The sequence below is a fragment of the Arthrobacter sp. P4_H3 genome, assembly GCF_056400885.1.
Map to the genome: position 1 here is coordinate 48,916 of NZ_JBFUKK010000012.1, position 14,076 is coordinate 62,991.

A 14,076-nucleotide genomic window follows, 5' to 3' on the forward strand; every position below is an offset into this window, starting at 1 on the left:
TGCGGTCCGGACCTCCAACCGGATACTGGAGGTATGTGGGAGGAGCGCGCTGAGCGTGCCCGGCGCGAGATTGCGGACCGCGCCGCGGGCGGCCTGGACCTGCCTGAGCTCTATGCTGCGGCGCTGGCCGTGGTGCGGCAGGCGGTCCCGTTCGATCAGGGCTGCTGGGCCGGGGTGGACCCGGACACGCTGGGGATGACGTCCGTGACCAACTGGCGGGCGTGGCCGGTGTCGGACGAATATGCCGCCCGCTTCGCCGAGTCCGAGTACACCGGTGCCGAGCCCAACACGTTCAGGGAGCTGCTGCGGCGGCCGCGGCCCGTGGCACGGATTTCTGATGCCCCGCACCGGGACGTGGTCCGCAGCGTCCGGATTAACGACCTGCTGGTTCCCCTGGGGTTGCATCATGAGCTGCGCGCGGCGTTCCGGGTGGACGAGGCGTGCTGGGGTGTGGGCAGTATCTTCCGGGAGGGCGGGCTGGATTTCTCGGACCGTGAGGTGGAATTCCTGGACGCCGTCGCCGCCACTCTGGCAGCGGCCACCCGGGTGGCCGTGCGGGTGCAGCGCGGGCCACGCCCGGTTGCGGGTGGCCCGGTGATCGTGATTGCAGGGATCCACGGTGAGCTGCGGGCGGCCACTCCCGCCGCAGTCCTGTGGCTGGCCGAGGTGGAGGATGCGGCGCCGGGCGGTTTCACCATGACGCTGCACTCCGTGGTGGCGCAGGCCCACGCCTCTGCCTCAGGCACTGCCCGGGCCAGAATGCGCGACGCCGGCGGCAACTGGGTGGTGCTTCAGGCCAGCCGCCTCATTACCGGCGACGACCCCGAGCAGATGGTGGTCACGGTGGAGCCCGCCACCTCGCACGACGTAGTCAGCCTCCTGCTTGCCGCCTACGGAGTCTCCGCCCGCGAGCGGGACGTCTGCCTGGAGGTTCTGTCCGGGAATCCGACGGCGGACATCGCCCGGAATCTGTTCATTTCCCCGCACACGGTGCACGACCACCTGAAGGCGCTCTACGGAAAAGTGGGCGTCGGTAGCCGCGGTGAGCTCGTGGCCAGGCTGCTGGTTTAGGCAGAGGTGCGGAAGTTAAGCGCGGATTCCGCAGTGTGACACGCGTCCTCAAGACTGGCTCAAGACTCAATCAATGTTGTGCAAGGTTCAACGCAGTTCCCGTTTTCCCCATGCGCCGGAGAAATACGCTTCTCATTAGCAACATTTCGGCTTAAGCAAAAGGCCCGGCTATTTGCCGGGTCTTTTTTAATGGGGGAAAGAATGTCGAACTACGAGACCCTTTGGGGGTCACAGCCCGCGGGCGCGGGACCGGGCCAGAGGCCGCCTAAGAAGCCACGCGCTTCCACCTTCATTGTCGGGGGCATAACCGCGCTGTTCATGATCCTCGGGGCGTTCAGTGGCGGCCTTGGGGGAGCGCTGGTCTTCCTGGCTATCACCGCCGGCCTCACAGGTCTCTATGTCCTGGCGACCGGCCGTCGCTCGTGGGCGTGGCTCCCGGCGAAGCGGAAGGCGGGGGCCGTCGCCATTGCCGTTTCCTTTGCCCTGCTTATCGCGGGCGGCTTGGCGATGCCGCGCACTGCGACGGCGGATCTGGAGGCCGCCTCGTCGGAGGGAGCTGCCTCGCCGGCCTCCACCGAAGCGGGCGCAAGTGCGAAAGCCACGCCGACGCCGTCGTCCGCTCCAACGGCGCAGGAGACGGGCGCCCCACTGGATCCGGACAGCCCCTACCTCCTGGCGCAGGGCGCCAGCGTTACGGCTCCGAAGACTCAGCCTGCCTTCGCCACCAAGGCGGTGGACCTGCTAGCTACGCTTCCCATCAAGGGCCGGGCACCGAAGACGGGATATGACCGCGCACTGTTCGGGCAGGCGTGGGCGGACGTTGATCGAAACGGTTGCGACACCCGGAATGACATCCTCAAGCGCGACCTTACCGGCATCACTTACACCAACAGCGTCCCCTGCAAGGTGCAGTCCGGCACGCTGGCTGACCCGTACACGGGTACCAGCATCAGCTTCCTGCGGGGGACTGCGACCAGCAGCGCAGTCCAGATCGACCATGTTGTTGCCCTGAGCGACGCGTGGCAGAAGGGCGCGCAGCAGCTGACCACGGAACAGCGGACAGCCTTCGCCAATGATCCGCTGAACCTCCAGTCGACCGACGGTCCGACCAACATGAAAAAGGGCGACGGCGACGCCGCCACCTGGCTGCCGCCGAACAAGGGCTTCCGGTGCGAATACGTTGCCCGGCAGATTTCGGTGAAGGCGACGTACAGCCTATGGGTCACCCAGGCGGAGCACGACGCGATGGCCAGGATCCTGGCCGACTGCTCCGGCCAGCTCGCGCCCACAAACGAACAGGCACCGGTAGCTGCGGCCCCGGCTCCTGAGCCTGTCGCCGTGCAGCCTGCACCTGTGGTGGCCGCGCCCGCCCCGGCAGCACCCGCTCCGGCTGTCGTCGCGCCGGCCCCTGTTGCTCCCGCACCTGCGGTACAGGTTCCGGTTGCGCCGGCGCCGGCAGCTGCCTACTACGCCAACTGCACGGCGGCGAAGGCCGCAGGTGCCGCGCCGCTGTACGCGGGGTCAGCGGGCTACCGTGCCGCGCTTGACCGCGACCACGACGGCATCGCCTGCGAAAGCTAGACCACTTCCATCACTCAACAGTTTCAAAACTTTCCTAGGGGGAAAAATGAAGAAGACTCTGACATTAGTTGTGCTGGCCGGCCTCATGCTGACCGGATGCGGCGGCCAGAAGACCGCAGCGCCGACAGAATCAGCCTCGGCTGTTGCCGCGGTTACTGATACCGTCACGGTTCCAGGCGTGATGAGCCTGACGCTGGATAAAGCCACGGATCAACTGGAAGATCTCGGGCTCAAGGTCGAGGCTGAGGACACCGTGGACGGTAAGTCGATCATTGTGAAGAAGAACTGGCTGGTGACGTCGCAGGACTCCGCCGAAGGTGCACAAGCGGCAAAGGGTTCCACCGTGAAACTCGGCGTCAAGAGCCTGGACAAGATTGCCGCCGAAAAGGCCGCGGCAGACAAGGCGGCAGCGGACAAGGCTGCTGCTGAGAAAGCCGCCGCCGACAAGGCTGCGGCTGACAAAGCAGCGGCAGATAAGGCTGCTTCGGACAAGGCTGCAGCGGATGCGGCTGCTGCTGCCGCGAAGGCGGCCGCCGAACAAGCGGCGGCGCAGCAGGCCGTCCCGCAGGCGCCAGTGCAGCAGGCTGTCCCTCAGGCGCCAGCCGCTGCCTACTACGCCAACTGCACTGCAGCGAAGGCAGCAGGAGCCGCGCCGCTTTATGCCGGGCAGCCGGGCTACAGCACCAGCCTTGACCGCGATCGCGACGGCGTTGCCTGTGAGAAATAGTCGCTGACGACGTGAAAGCCGTGGGTACCTTCTGATTCCGGAGGTACCCACGGTGTTCTTGGCCCCTACCGCGCGGCGGAGTCCGGCACCGAACCCGCCGGAGCCACCGAACCCGCCGGACCCCAGGAAGCGAGGAGGGCGAGGCCCGCGGCCACCGCGGCACTGAGGACCACTGCGCCCAGCCAGAGCGAGACGGGCCAGCGGATCGCGTCCGTCACCGCGAACGCCACGAGCTGTCCCGTCCACAGGACCGCCGCGATTCCTGCCGTGACCGCCGGCAGCCGCCTGCGCAGCCAGGTTGCCGGGAGCCGGGCCAGCAGCAGGTCAGCCACGACGGCGGCAATGGTGGCGCCCGTAGCTCCAGCAATTGAATACGTGTGGAATCCCAGCATCGCGACGGGCAGCCATGCTGCAGCGGCAACCAGCAGCGTGACAACCCCCCGGACGGGACGCCTCGCCGCGGAGAGCGTGAAGAGGAAGGGGGCGATGATCAGCACGGTGGTCAGCAAGTAGCTGGCCAGGGTGATGACCACCGGCATCTCCGCCTGGACGCGCCCGGGGCTGCCGAACGGCGTTGGCACAAAGAGGGCCGTTGGCCCCGGCCGGACGAAGGCGGAGACGTAGACGAGGAAGAACGCCCCCAGCCCGGTCATAAGTACGACGGCGAACAGCGCCGGCGGGGCCAGTGACTGGTGGTCGGCGGGGCTGGCTGAATGACTGGCCCGGGCGCTCCGGACCGCCGTGCCCAGGATGAGGAAGAGGCTGAAGCCCAGCAGCAGGTGGGTGGGGCTGACCAGGGCATCCAGCGAGACCTCGATGCCCAGGAGCTCGTGCCACAGCAGGTCCAGGCCGCCGGCGGTGGCAAAGAGGATGAGGCCAACCACGGTTCCCCGGTAGCCGGGAGGGATGCCCTGCACCAGCGGCTGCCCCGGTGTCCGGGTCCGCCAGATCACGACGGCGGTCCACGCCGCCGTCGCCAGCATGCCGGAGTAGAGTGCGGCGTGCCACGGGGTGAAAAACGTCTCCAGGCTGGGCAGGTTCAGGTGCGCCCAGCCGTCCAGGAAGACGGCCAGCACCAGCCACAGGCCCAGGAGTTCGGTGACCAGGTCGCGGCGTCCGTCGGTCCTGGTATTGCGCGCAGTTTCGAGCATCTTTGGCCACTTCCGCGAAGCTGTTCAGTGAGGGGATGGCGCCTGACGGTGCGATGTTCCGTCAGCCGCAGGCCGCTTCCACAGCGCAACTGCGAGGACCGCAACCCAGAGCAGGAATGCCCCGATGCTGATTCTTTCGCTGATACCCAGCACGAGGTTAGGCCCCGGGGCGGCCATAAACGCCACCATGCCCATAACCGCGGAAGCAGCAAGCGAGACGATCGAATACACCCGCATCCGGCCGTGGAACCCTGCAGCCACGAAGCACATTGCCGCGACCATGAGGGCGAGTTGGATGTTGGTGACCAGGATATGCATGGGAACGGAAGCATCGTCTCCCAGCGTCAGCGGGTAGAGGGCGCCCATGATGTTCCACAGCCCGTACCCGATGAGCAGGCCGCCGCCGATGCGCAGGGCCCGGTTGCCGCGCACGGAGTTCCAGACGCCCACCCCGAACGCGGTAAACAGCACCGTGTAGAGCCACGTGAACGGCAGCAGGACGTCCCGGCCGGGGGAGCCGACGGCGAACAGTTCGCTCACCATCTGTTCGGTGCGGCGGTAGCCATCCCACATGGACGCCGCCACGACGTCGGTGGCAATCACGTAAAGCAGCGAAGACAGCGCTCCTGAAGCGAGAAGGGCCTTGCGAGTCACGTCACGGCGCTGACTTCCCTGCGTCTTGGCCTGCCTGCGCAGCGGGGGTCGACGCTTGTCGATTGACATGTCCGGATGTCCTCAGAGCCGCGGTTTGGCCAGGTTCGGTGCAGGGCCCGCGGATCCGCCCCCGCACCTACCTGATTAAGCTTTGGGCCGGTTGCCGCAGGTTTGATAGGGCCGAACGGCCTTTTGCCTGCGCCCATAACTACTGCGGCATGGGCTGGTCGCACGAGCCGAGCGGCAGGCGGCGATTATGTCTCACCTGTATCCTGAGAAGGCAGGTTGAATGGCTACAGCGGCCATCAACCACGCTCGGTTCACGGCCGGATGACGGTCCGGAATCCTGGGCCGTCGCCTTCCATGTCGTGGAATCACCGCCGCAATCGTCAGTCGCCGATCGGCTCCTCTGACGCCTGGAATGGAACCTTATCACTACCGACACGCCAGCACCCGTGGGAATCCCGACGTCGGTCCTCAAGCCCTCGCGGACAGTTGCGGTGGATGATCCCGCCGTCGTGACCTGGGCCGAGGCTGGTGAGAGCATGACCGCGCGATGGCGTTCGGCGAACGGCAGGCCGGCGCCGACGCGCGTCGAAGTGGTCTCCGACTCCCTCACGGCCGATGATGCGAACCGGATGGCGTCACAGGGGATCGCGATGCTCTGGCACGGTGACTTCCACAACGCACGGCAGATCCTCAACGCCATGGACCGGCGGATGGGCGCCGGAAAGAAGGGGACCGCAGCAACTCCGGCCGATAAGTTCTACCGGCACCGCCAGTCCCGCTCGCACCGTGCACGCGTTCTCGGCCTGCTGCTGATTCCCCTTGATCCGGGCCCGGTGGTGCCGCTGCGACGCGCACCGGACATCCGGCAGGCCGCCGCTGAAGCGTACGGTGATATCGGCGAATCCTCCATCGTGTCCCTGCACGAGCTGGTCGGGGCCATTGGCGCCCACGAGTGGCGGCGGAATGGCGTCCACGTCGATGCCCTGCAGGGACGCATCCACCCGCACTATGGCACGTTCTTCCCCACCCGGAGCGAGTATGTGGATCTCGTGGCCGCCGCGCCGCTGCCTTCTGACACGCTGGCGTTCGACGTCGGGACCGGCACCGGGGTGCTCGCTGCCGTCCTCGCGCGCCGTGGCGTCCGCCGCGTGGTGGCGACGGACAATGAACCGCGTGCAATCGCCTGCGCCGCTGAGAATTTCCGGAACCTCGGTGTCCAGGACCGTGCTGAGGCCGTGCTGACCGACATGTTCCCGCCCGGGCGGGCACCCCTCATCGTGTGCAACCCGCCCTGGATTCCGGCCACGCCGCATTCCAGCCTGGACAGCGCGGTCTACGACCCCGGGAGCAGGATGCTGTTCCGCTTCCTGAACGAACTCTCCGACCATCTTGAGCCGGGCGGGGAGGGCTGGCTGGTCCTCTCCGACCTGGCCGAGCACCTTGGCCTGCGGTCGCGTGAGGATCTGCTGGCCGCCATCGAGGCGGCCGGGCTGAAGGTGGTGGAACGGCTGGACACCAAGCCGACGCATCCGAAGGCATCGGACCGCGACGATCCCCTGTTCGAGGCCCGCTCGGCCGAGGTCACGTCGCTGTGGCGGCTCGTTCCCCGATAGTCCCAAGAGATGTGCAAGACCAGGGACGGGGCCGCTACTTTGCCGGGATCCCGTACTCGGTCAGGCCGTTCCTGATCGCGAACAAGGTGGCACCCACCCGGTTGGTGGCACCGATCTTGGTGTAGATGTGCTCCACATGGTTGCGGACGGTCTTCCGGGCGAGAAACAGGGCGCCGGCGATCTCGGCCGGTGTCATCCCGCGGCACAGCATGCCGAGGATCTCCGCTTCCCGCGGTGTGAGGCCACCCGCCGGGGCATGCGGACGGCGGGGCTGCTGGCCGGCCGCCACGAGCACGGCCTCCACAGCTTCCGCAGCGAGCCTGCCGGCTGAAACCTCCTGCCGGAGCCTGGCAGCCGCATCAGCCGGCGCGAGCACGGGCCGGTGCGGGCGTGGCTCCAGGGAGGCATGGTAGGAGTCCGCGGCCGCCAAGATCCGCTGCTTAATGCCCAGCTCCGTTCCGCCAATCCCTCGCGGATAGCCGGACCCGTCGAGCCGCTCGTGGTGTGAGCCAGTGAGGGCAGCCTCGCCCTTCAGCCCGGGAACGCGGCTGAGGATCCGCTCTCCCAGATACGGATGCATCCGGATACGTTCCAGCTCCAGCCCGGAGAGGGGTTCCTTCTTGTCCCACACCTGGTTGGACACCCCCAGCCGGCCCAGATCGTGTACCCATCCTGCGCGGCGGAGCTCCGTGACGTCGTCGGCCGGTAGCCCATGCTCCTCGCCCGCGGCGGCGGCGAGGGCCGCTACCGCACGGGAGTGACCTGCCGTGTAGGGAGACTTGAGGTCCGCGAAGTCGCCGATCGCTCGCAGCACCGCATCCAGCTCGTGGCCGGACAGCGGAGCGTCATTGGGGGCCAGATCCAGGGCGGCCTGCCAGCAGTCGACGTCGAGGAGCCCTTCGGTGAGTGCCTCGGCCTGATCGATGAACAGCCCGGCCAGTGCCGGATCGAACTGGCTGCCGCGGCGCGCCCGCACCATGGCCACCGCACCGGCCACGCCCTCCCGCCGCAGGAAGACCTCGGCCGTATCCGCGAGATGCATGATCCGCATCTCCAGCGGAATTTCCGGCCCCGCCACACCCTCCGGCAGGCCCTTGCCGTCCCACCGCTCGAAGGTGTGGGTGAGCAGTCCTGCCACGCCGTCGTCGAGCCCTACACTGCTGGCCAACGCCCCGGCGGAGACGCAGTGCGAGGCAATCATGGTCCGCACCGCCCCACTGCCCGTCGCCGCGAAACGCGTCCAGTACGCAACGCGGGCGAGCGGCGGGAGGCCGGCGCCGGCGTGGCTGAACATGCCGGCATACATGGGCAGCCCATGCTGGTCGCGGTTGTAGTAGTCGGCGCGGAAGGCGATATCGTCCGTGAACAGCGCGGCGAGTTCAAAGGAATCCGCGTGGCAGCCGATCCAGGCCAGCTGGTTGGCGTAGTAGATCCTGCCCTGGCCGGCGGCGTCAACGCCGGCCGCCCGCGCGATGCGTAACGCCAGCAGGGACGCCCGCAGCATGTGCTCCATCGGTTGCCCCAGCCCCAGGTCAATGGCGAGCGACAGTGCAGCCAGGACTTCGCTGCGGCGGGGGTCAGCCGATGACTGCTTCACACCTGCCATTCTAGGAGCCGTCAGCCAAGGCAGCAGGGATCACGCGGCGGCCGTTATGCCGCCTGGTTCTTCCCGCTCCGTGCCTGGGCAAGACCTGGTCCGGCGGGATGGGCCGTGGACGGGAACCTAACACCCACCTGGGCTCCGAACAGTCCACGTTGCGGAAGCCAGAAGTCCGCCAGATGGTCCTGTACAGGCAGTGCGCCCGGAACTCCCGCGTCCTCACCCCGGATGGCGGCCTGGGAATCCGTCACGAGCCACAACCGCCGCGGCTGGGCCTGGAACGTCTGGCCGTTGGGCACCACACCCGAGACTTTCATTCTGCCCGCGCCGAGCAGCGGACCGGCGAATGCTCCCATGGCCCGGAGCACCAGCTCGTTTCGCCACAGGCTTTCCGGCATGCGTACGGCCATGGCGGTCAGCATCGTGGTGGCCGCGGATGTGCCCAGCTGCAGGTGCCAGTCAACAACGCCTGGAACCGTGATCACGGCGGTGAACGGCCCGCTCCACTGGATGTCGACGTCGGTCTCCACCGTATGGTGGACGGCTGTCCCGAAGTAACGGGCGCAGCTGAACTCGGGCGCGGTGTTGGCGTAGATGGTCCACTCCCCGCCGGGTGTGCGGTGCCAGACGGAGCGGTAGCCGGGGCCAACGGAGCTCACCGGAAAATCCCGGAAGGCCAGGTAGTGGCCGCTGCTAAAAGGTAACCCCAGGACGGCGTAGCCGGCGAAATGTTCGGCAGCGTCCTCCGGAAGGTCGGCAAGTGTCGGTATTGCCTCTGCTGATGACTGCGGCTGGTAGATGGTCATTGCCGCCTCCTTTTCTCTATGACCCGAGCCTAGGGCCGGGCCGGAGCAGGGGCATGGGGCAACTGCCCCATTTTGCTTTACAGAGCGGCGCGTGGCGGCCACGGCACGCCAGTCCTGGGTACGTGGATCTCGTGGCGGCCGCTGCGCTGCCCTCTGACATGCTGGCGTTCGACGTCGGAACCGGCACCGGGGTGCTCGCTGCCGTCCTCGCGCGCCGTGGCGTCCACCGCGTGGTGGCGACGGACAATGAACGGCGTGCAATCGCCTGCGCCGCTGAGAATTTCAGGAACCTCGGCGTCCAGGACCGTGCTGAGGCCGTCCTGACCGACATGTTCCCGCCCGGACGGGCCTGAACGGACTTTCCGCCCCGGGAAGCCGACGGTGATGTGAGGCAGGGACGCACGACGGCGGCACTTGCGTGAGTGCCTGCGTCGGCGATGGTGCGGGCTAAGCGCCAAAGGCTGCGATCCGCGCGTTCCGTGCAGCAGCCGATGGTTCAGCGCTGCAGGCCGGCCCTGATCTGGATGAGGGTGAGGTCCAACAGTGGCGTCGGGACGTTGAGGCTGCGGGCTCTGCTGGCGAGGTCGCCGAGGATGTGCTCGGCTTCCGAGGGCAGCCCTGCGCTGAGGTCCCGGTACAGGGAGGAAGCGAAGGCCGATCCCGGTTCGGTGAGTATGCCGACCGCTTGTGCATGACCGGCGTCGGAAACGGAATGTCCTGCCGCGGCGGCCACGGCTTCGGTTTCGCTGATGGCCGCCAGGATCCTGGATTGCCCGCCGGCGTCGATGATCCGTCCGACCGGCGCCCGGAACAGGCAGTTGACGATCCCTGCGGCAGCGATGAATGCCCATTTCTCCCACAGGGCGCCCATTACGTCGTCGACTACTGAAAAGTCGACGCCGGGCACGTCCAGAGCTTCGGAGACATCGGCGGGGACAGCGTTTCCGTTCAGCCCGCCGACCGTGAGGGAAGTGAGGGGCATCTGCTGGCGGACCACATCGCCGTCGAGAGTGGCGACGATCCGGGCCAGGCCGCCGAGCACCTGGCCAGGGTACTGCTGCTCAAGCCGGTCCACGTGGGCCATGCCGTTGAGGATGGGAATGATGGTGGTTTCAGGTTCGACGAACGCGCCAACTTCGCCGAGTACGCCGTCGAACGCGGTGGCTTTGACCGTGACCAGGATCAGATCGAACGTCTCTGGCCCGTCCGTGGCCGTGATGGTCTGCACCGGGTGCGTCCGGTCAGCGGAGGGGGAGATAAAGCGCAACCCGTCGCGGCGAAGCACCTCCTGCCTGCGCTGCCGCACCAGATAGGTGACATCCCGGCCCGCTTCCTGCAGGAGGGTACCGAACGCCCCGCCTGTGGCTCCGGCTCCGACGACGAGTATCCGCATGGGTGAATGCCTTTCCTAGGTGGCCGAACGTTCGATAGTGACGGTGCCGGTGCCGAGGACCGCCACGGTTCGGAATCCGCAGTTTCCGCTGGAGGATTCGGGCGTATTGGATGTGCGTGCTGCCACACGGTACCTGTTGCAGTAGGAATCGTGGCAGAGGTAGGAACCGCCGCGCATCACCCGTCCCGCCCCGACCGTGGGCCCTTGCGGATTGTCTAGCGGCGAGTTGCGGTAGTACTTGGGCAGGAACCAGTCTGAGCACCATTCCCAGACGTTTCCTGCCACTTCGTAGAGGCCGTAGCCGTTAGGCGGGAAGGCCTTTACCGGTGCCGTTCCCAAATGTCCGTCTTCGGCCGTGTTCTTTTGGGGGAAGCTCCCTTGCCAGATGTTGCAGCGATATTCGCCATTGGGTGTGAGTTCGTTACCCCAGGCGTAGCGCATGCCTTGCAGTCCGCCCCGTGCCGCGTACTCCCACTCCGCCTCGGTGGGCAGCCGGCGTCCCGCCCATCGACAGTAGGCCACAGCGTCGTTGTGCGATACGTGGACTACCGGATGGTTGGGGAGGTCCTCCCAGTGTGAATCCGGGCCGGTGGGATGCGCCCAATCAGCTCCGCGGATGTTCAACCACCAGGGTGCCCCTGCCGCTCGGCCGAGGATGTCATCAGTCTTGGCTGTCGACAGCAGGTGGAATACAGCAGAAGACCCGTAAACCTCGGCTTCAGATCTGTGTCCGGTGTCAGCAATAAAGGCGGCAAACATCTGATTGGTAACCGCAGTCGCGTCAATCTTGAATGCGTTGACATGAACCTCGTGGATGGGGGACTCTCCGTCACCCGGATAGCCTTCGCCGAAGGCATCGCCCATGGTGTAGGTTCCGCCGGGGATAGGGATGTCCTCATGGGTGGGTTTCAGTAACCCCGGTGAGTGGGAACCAGTTTGAGTTTGCCCAGGAGTGCTCCCCGGCCCGCGTTTCGGGGCACAGCAGCTTTTGCCATGGCCTGCCCCCGAATCCTGCAAGGATAGCGATATCACTTTTTCCTCTTCAGTTCCCGCTGCCGTATCAGGGCCTCCAAGCGGACTTCTGTGGCCTCAAGCCATGCCATCAGGCTGTTGACCATGTAGAGGCCTCTTTCGCTCTGCAGCCTTATGAGCTCCTCACGCCAGTACCGCTCGTCTTCATCCTCGTCCGGGCCGAAGTCTTCGTCAGTAAGGTCCATGACAATGAGGTGGTGTTGGCGGTGTTCCCGGCGGAAGCGCAGCTCAGTGCGGACAAGGTCCAGGGCCTTTTCCGGGCTCTGCGTCCCCGCGAAACGAAGTTTGACCTGGAAATCCGGGTCCAGCGGCCGCAGCGGAGGCTCATACGGTGAGTCAATCCATTCCTGCAGCACCCTGCGGCCTTCATCCGTTATTTGATAGAGCTTCGCATCCGGCCCCGATTCCCGCGGATCGGGGGTGGGAAAAGCCCATTCCCGGTCTACGAGCTTGCCGAGCTGGCGGTAAATTTGGGAGGTCTGCGCGCTGTAGCCAACGTAGGGGCCGTGGCGGTCGAGCCATTTTCGGACGTCGTAGCCGGTACGCGCGCTAGTACTCAGCAGGCTCAAGAGAATTACTTCCAGCCTGCCAAGAGATGCCCCGGTTTCCGGGACCTTACGCTTCGACGTCGATACCTTTTCGACGGGTACAGTCACCACTCTCTTACTCCTCCGCCATGATCGTTGCGGCAAACCGCTTCCGCATTGCCCCTCGATCTTCCTCGCTTATGGGCACCTGCGCATGCCAGGACACGTGTGTCGCTGAATTGCCTGGGTTCAAACGCTCCTCGAGGTGCTTGGCAAGATGGCCTCGACCGGTGTTACGCAGATGACGCATGTAGTCCTTGGGCTGATTGTAAAGCGTAGGACCCACCTGCAGCGCTCCCTGCATCGGGTCCGGAAGCGCCCCCGGGCTCCCGGCGTAGAACCCAAGCCATTCCATGAGGTTGGACCTCATTTGGGCCGCCAGTCCCGGTTCGGTATCGATCAGGTTCTTTGTCAGGTATGGGTCATCAGTGACGTTGAACAGTGATTCCAGTTCGGCGCGGAAGCAGCCCGGGTGATAGGTGCGGATGTACAGGTGGTCGCGTGTTCGTACCGCACGCTGGTACGTGTGGGCGCCGTGTCCCCAGACGAGAAAAGGGCGTGATTCTATGGTTTCTCCGCGTACGGCGGGCGCGTAGGACCGCCCCTGCCACTTTTCAGGCTGCTGCAGTCCCAGCAGGTCCAGGAGGGTCGGCGCGTAGTCGATGTTGTAGAGCAACGCATCATTGCGGGTCGCGGCTACTCCGGGCTGGTCGGTGATACCCGGCCAGTGAATGATCATTGGAAGGCGATGTACGGGTTCGGAGGCAAGCCCGTGCTCAGCATAGAGTCCAAGCTCGCCGAATGATTCCCCGTGGTCGGAGGAGACAACAATGGCGATGTCACCGGCCAGTCCCATCTCCTCGATGGTCGTGCGAAGCCTGCCAAACTCTGCGTCCCAGAAGTGGATTGCCCCGTCGTAGCCGTTGATGAGGTGTTCGAAGTCCGCCCGGGTTCGGATGTGGTCCGGCATGTTGTGGGGAACCCGTGATTTTCCTGGTCCTCCCGAGTAGTGGAGATCCAGGGCGCTGCGTGCGCCGTAAACTTCCGCGTGGGCATCGATGGCCTCCTGGTCCGGCCAGGAAGGGGCCGGGCCGGAAGCAGCGGCCTTATTTGTCCATGCCTCGTCCTGGAGGTAGTCGGTGTGCGGGTCCCAGTAGGTGACGTGGAGGTACCAGTCCTCGACGTCCCGGTGCTTCTCTATCCAGTCCAGGGCGGCATCAGTGATCATGTCCGCGGGTTCATCGCCCATGTCGGGAGTGACCTGAACATTCTCCCGGAAGTTGCCCATGAAGTAGTAGGCCCGGTGCCGTTCAGCGAACGACGAGACCGCTGCGCAGGTGTAACCCTCCATGTTCAGTGCCTGGCCCAGAAGTGGACGGTGGGGATGTGGGGCGTGGCCGGCGTCGAGGCGGAACCGTGCATCGTCGCCGAAGTGTCCGATGACCCCGTTGGTGATCCCGTGCTGGCCGCTGGTCAACGCTGTCCTGGAGGGCAGGCATGGCGAGTCTGAACAGTAGTACCGGTCGAAGACAACGCTGCTCTTGGCCATCTCATCCAAATTCGGCGTGATGTTCCTGGCATACCCGTACGCTCCCGTGTGGTCCGGGCGAAGCGAATCCACATCTACGTAAATGATCTTCATCGATCCATTCCTGTCTGCTGTTGCCGCCGTCAGCCGGGAGCGGCTGCTGGGTAGTGGCGATCTCTGATGCCATTAGTTATAGCACTAGTGGAAATGCTATGAACAGACCTACCGGGCAAGAAGGGTGGTTTTGCTATTTCACAAGTTAAATAGCGTGGGTCTTGTGTCGCGGCTCACAATCTGTCATTCTCGAATTACTGCTCAATGCTG

Annotated in this window: 12 protein-coding genes and 1 pseudogene; 5 read left to right on the forward strand and 8 right to left on the reverse strand. The window is 65.6% G+C overall.

From position 1 onward, the window contains the following. Nucleotides 1–33 precede the first annotated feature (33 nt). The 3 genes from AC1DRE_RS16405 (at nucleotide 34) to AC1DRE_RS16415 (ending at nucleotide 3,379) form a co-directional block, all read left to right on the forward strand. Entirely contained in the window at nucleotides 34–1,071 is a 1,038-nt protein-coding gene (locus tag AC1DRE_RS16405) for a helix-turn-helix transcriptional regulator (RefSeq protein ID WP_476985580.1), read from the forward strand. A 201-nt stretch (nucleotides 1,072–1,272) separates the two neighbouring features. Further along, entirely contained in the window at nucleotides 1,273–2,652 is a 1,380-nt protein-coding gene (locus tag AC1DRE_RS16410) for a GmrSD restriction endonuclease domain-containing protein (protein WP_476985581.1), read from the forward strand. A 46-nt stretch (nucleotides 2,653–2,698) separates the two neighbouring features. Continuing rightward, nucleotides 2,699–3,379 (forward strand): excalibur calcium-binding domain-containing protein, encoded by a 681-nt coding sequence (locus AC1DRE_RS16415; RefSeq protein ID WP_476985582.1) that lies wholly within the window; start codon nucleotides 2,699–2,701, stop codon nucleotides 3,377–3,379. 65 nt (nucleotides 3,380–3,444) lie between these two features. Here the strand turns inward: AC1DRE_RS16415 and AC1DRE_RS16420 are convergent, their stop codons facing one another. Both AC1DRE_RS16420 and AC1DRE_RS16425 read right to left on the reverse strand, forming a co-directional pair. Continuing rightward, nucleotides 3,445–4,530, reverse strand: coding sequence for a hypothetical protein (locus AC1DRE_RS16420; protein ID WP_476985583.1), 1,086 nt, complete (start codon nucleotides 4,528–4,530; stop codon nucleotides 3,445–3,447). Between the two features lie 24 nt (nucleotides 4,531–4,554). Next, on the reverse strand, nucleotides 4,555–5,253 hold the full coding sequence (locus AC1DRE_RS16425; protein ID WP_476985584.1) for a DUF998 domain-containing protein: 699 nt from the start codon (nucleotides 5,251–5,253) through the stop codon (nucleotides 4,555–4,557). A gap of 476 nt (nucleotides 5,254–5,729) precedes the next feature. On the opposite strand from AC1DRE_RS16425, the gene AC1DRE_RS16430 reads away from it, so the two are divergent. After that, a complete protein-coding gene (locus tag AC1DRE_RS16430) occupies nucleotides 5,730–6,806 on the forward strand; it encodes a methyltransferase (protein WP_476985659.1) in 1,077 nt (358 codons plus the stop codon). 34 nt (nucleotides 6,807–6,840) lie between these two features. On the opposite strand, the gene AC1DRE_RS16435 is transcribed toward AC1DRE_RS16430, so the two are convergent. Both AC1DRE_RS16435 and AC1DRE_RS16440 read right to left on the reverse strand, forming a co-directional pair. After that, on the reverse strand, nucleotides 6,841–8,403 hold the full coding sequence (locus AC1DRE_RS16435) for an HD domain-containing phosphohydrolase (protein ID WP_476985585.1): 1,563 nt from the start codon (nucleotides 8,401–8,403) through the stop codon (nucleotides 6,841–6,843). Between the two features lie 53 nt (nucleotides 8,404–8,456). Then, nucleotides 8,457–9,212, reverse strand: coding sequence for a hypothetical protein (locus tag AC1DRE_RS16440; protein ID WP_476985586.1), 756 nt, complete (start codon nucleotides 9,210–9,212; stop codon nucleotides 8,457–8,459). Between the two features lie 119 nt (nucleotides 9,213–9,331). Here AC1DRE_RS16440 and AC1DRE_RS16445 point away from each other — a divergent pair. Next, nucleotides 9,332–9,562: pseudogene (locus tag AC1DRE_RS16445) on the forward strand (50S ribosomal protein L11 methyltransferase); the annotation flags it as partial. A 146-nt stretch (nucleotides 9,563–9,708) separates the two neighbouring features. Here AC1DRE_RS16445 and AC1DRE_RS16450 read toward each other — a convergent pair. The 4 genes from AC1DRE_RS16450 to AC1DRE_RS16465 are packed head-to-tail and all read right to left on the reverse strand — an operon-like array spanning nucleotide 9,709 to nucleotide 13,866. Then, on the reverse strand, nucleotides 9,709–10,605 hold the full coding sequence (locus tag AC1DRE_RS16450) for a ketopantoate reductase family protein (RefSeq protein WP_476985587.1): 897 nt from the start codon (nucleotides 10,603–10,605) through the stop codon (nucleotides 9,709–9,711). Nucleotides 10,606–10,620: 15 nt separating this feature from the next. Beyond that, a complete protein-coding gene (locus tag AC1DRE_RS16455) occupies nucleotides 10,621–11,622 on the reverse strand; it encodes a formylglycine-generating enzyme family protein (protein ID WP_476985660.1) in 1,002 nt (333 codons plus the stop codon). Between the two features lie 11 nt (nucleotides 11,623–11,633). Then, entirely contained in the window at nucleotides 11,634–12,296 is a 663-nt protein-coding gene (locus AC1DRE_RS16460) for a PadR family transcriptional regulator (RefSeq protein ID WP_476985588.1), read from the reverse strand. 4 nt (nucleotides 12,297–12,300) lie between these two features. After that, nucleotides 12,301–13,866 (reverse strand): sulfatase family protein, encoded by a 1,566-nt coding sequence (locus AC1DRE_RS16465; RefSeq protein WP_476985589.1) that lies wholly within the window; start codon nucleotides 13,864–13,866, stop codon nucleotides 12,301–12,303. Nucleotides 13,867–14,076 lie beyond the last annotated feature (210 nt).

What these genes read in the sequence shown, in the direction of transcription:
- AC1DRE_RS16405 (WP_476985580.1), top strand. Translation starts at nt 34, where the DNA reads ATGTGGGAGGAGCGCGCTGAGCGTGCCCGGCGCGAGATTGCGGACCGC.
- AC1DRE_RS16410 (WP_476985581.1), top strand. Translation starts at nt 1,273, where the DNA reads ATGTCGAACTACGAGACCCTTTGGGGGTCACAGCCCGCGGGCGCGGGA.
- AC1DRE_RS16415 (WP_476985582.1), top strand. Translation starts at nt 2,699, where the DNA reads ATGAAGAAGACTCTGACATTAGTTGTGCTGGCCGGCCTCATGCTGACC.
- AC1DRE_RS16420 (WP_476985583.1), bottom strand. Translation starts at nt 4,530, where the DNA reads ATGCTCGAAACTGCGCGCAATACCAGGACCGACGGACGCCGCGACCTG.
- AC1DRE_RS16425 (WP_476985584.1), bottom strand. Translation starts at nt 5,253, where the DNA reads ATGTCAATCGACAAGCGTCGACCCCCGCTGCGCAGGCAGGCCAAGACG.
- AC1DRE_RS16430 (WP_476985659.1), top strand. Translation starts at nt 5,730, where the DNA reads ATGACCGCGCGATGGCGTTCGGCGAACGGCAGGCCGGCGCCGACGCGC.
- AC1DRE_RS16440 (WP_476985586.1), bottom strand. Translation starts at nt 9,212, where the DNA reads ATGACCATCTACCAGCCGCAGTCATCAGCAGAGGCAATACCGACACTT.
- AC1DRE_RS16450 (WP_476985587.1), bottom strand. Translation starts at nt 10,605, where the DNA reads ATGCGGATACTCGTCGTCGGAGCCGGAGCCACAGGCGGGGCGTTCGGT.
- AC1DRE_RS16465 (WP_476985589.1), bottom strand. Translation starts at nt 13,866, where the DNA reads ATGAAGATCATTTACGTAGATGTGGATTCGCTTCGCCCGGACCACACG.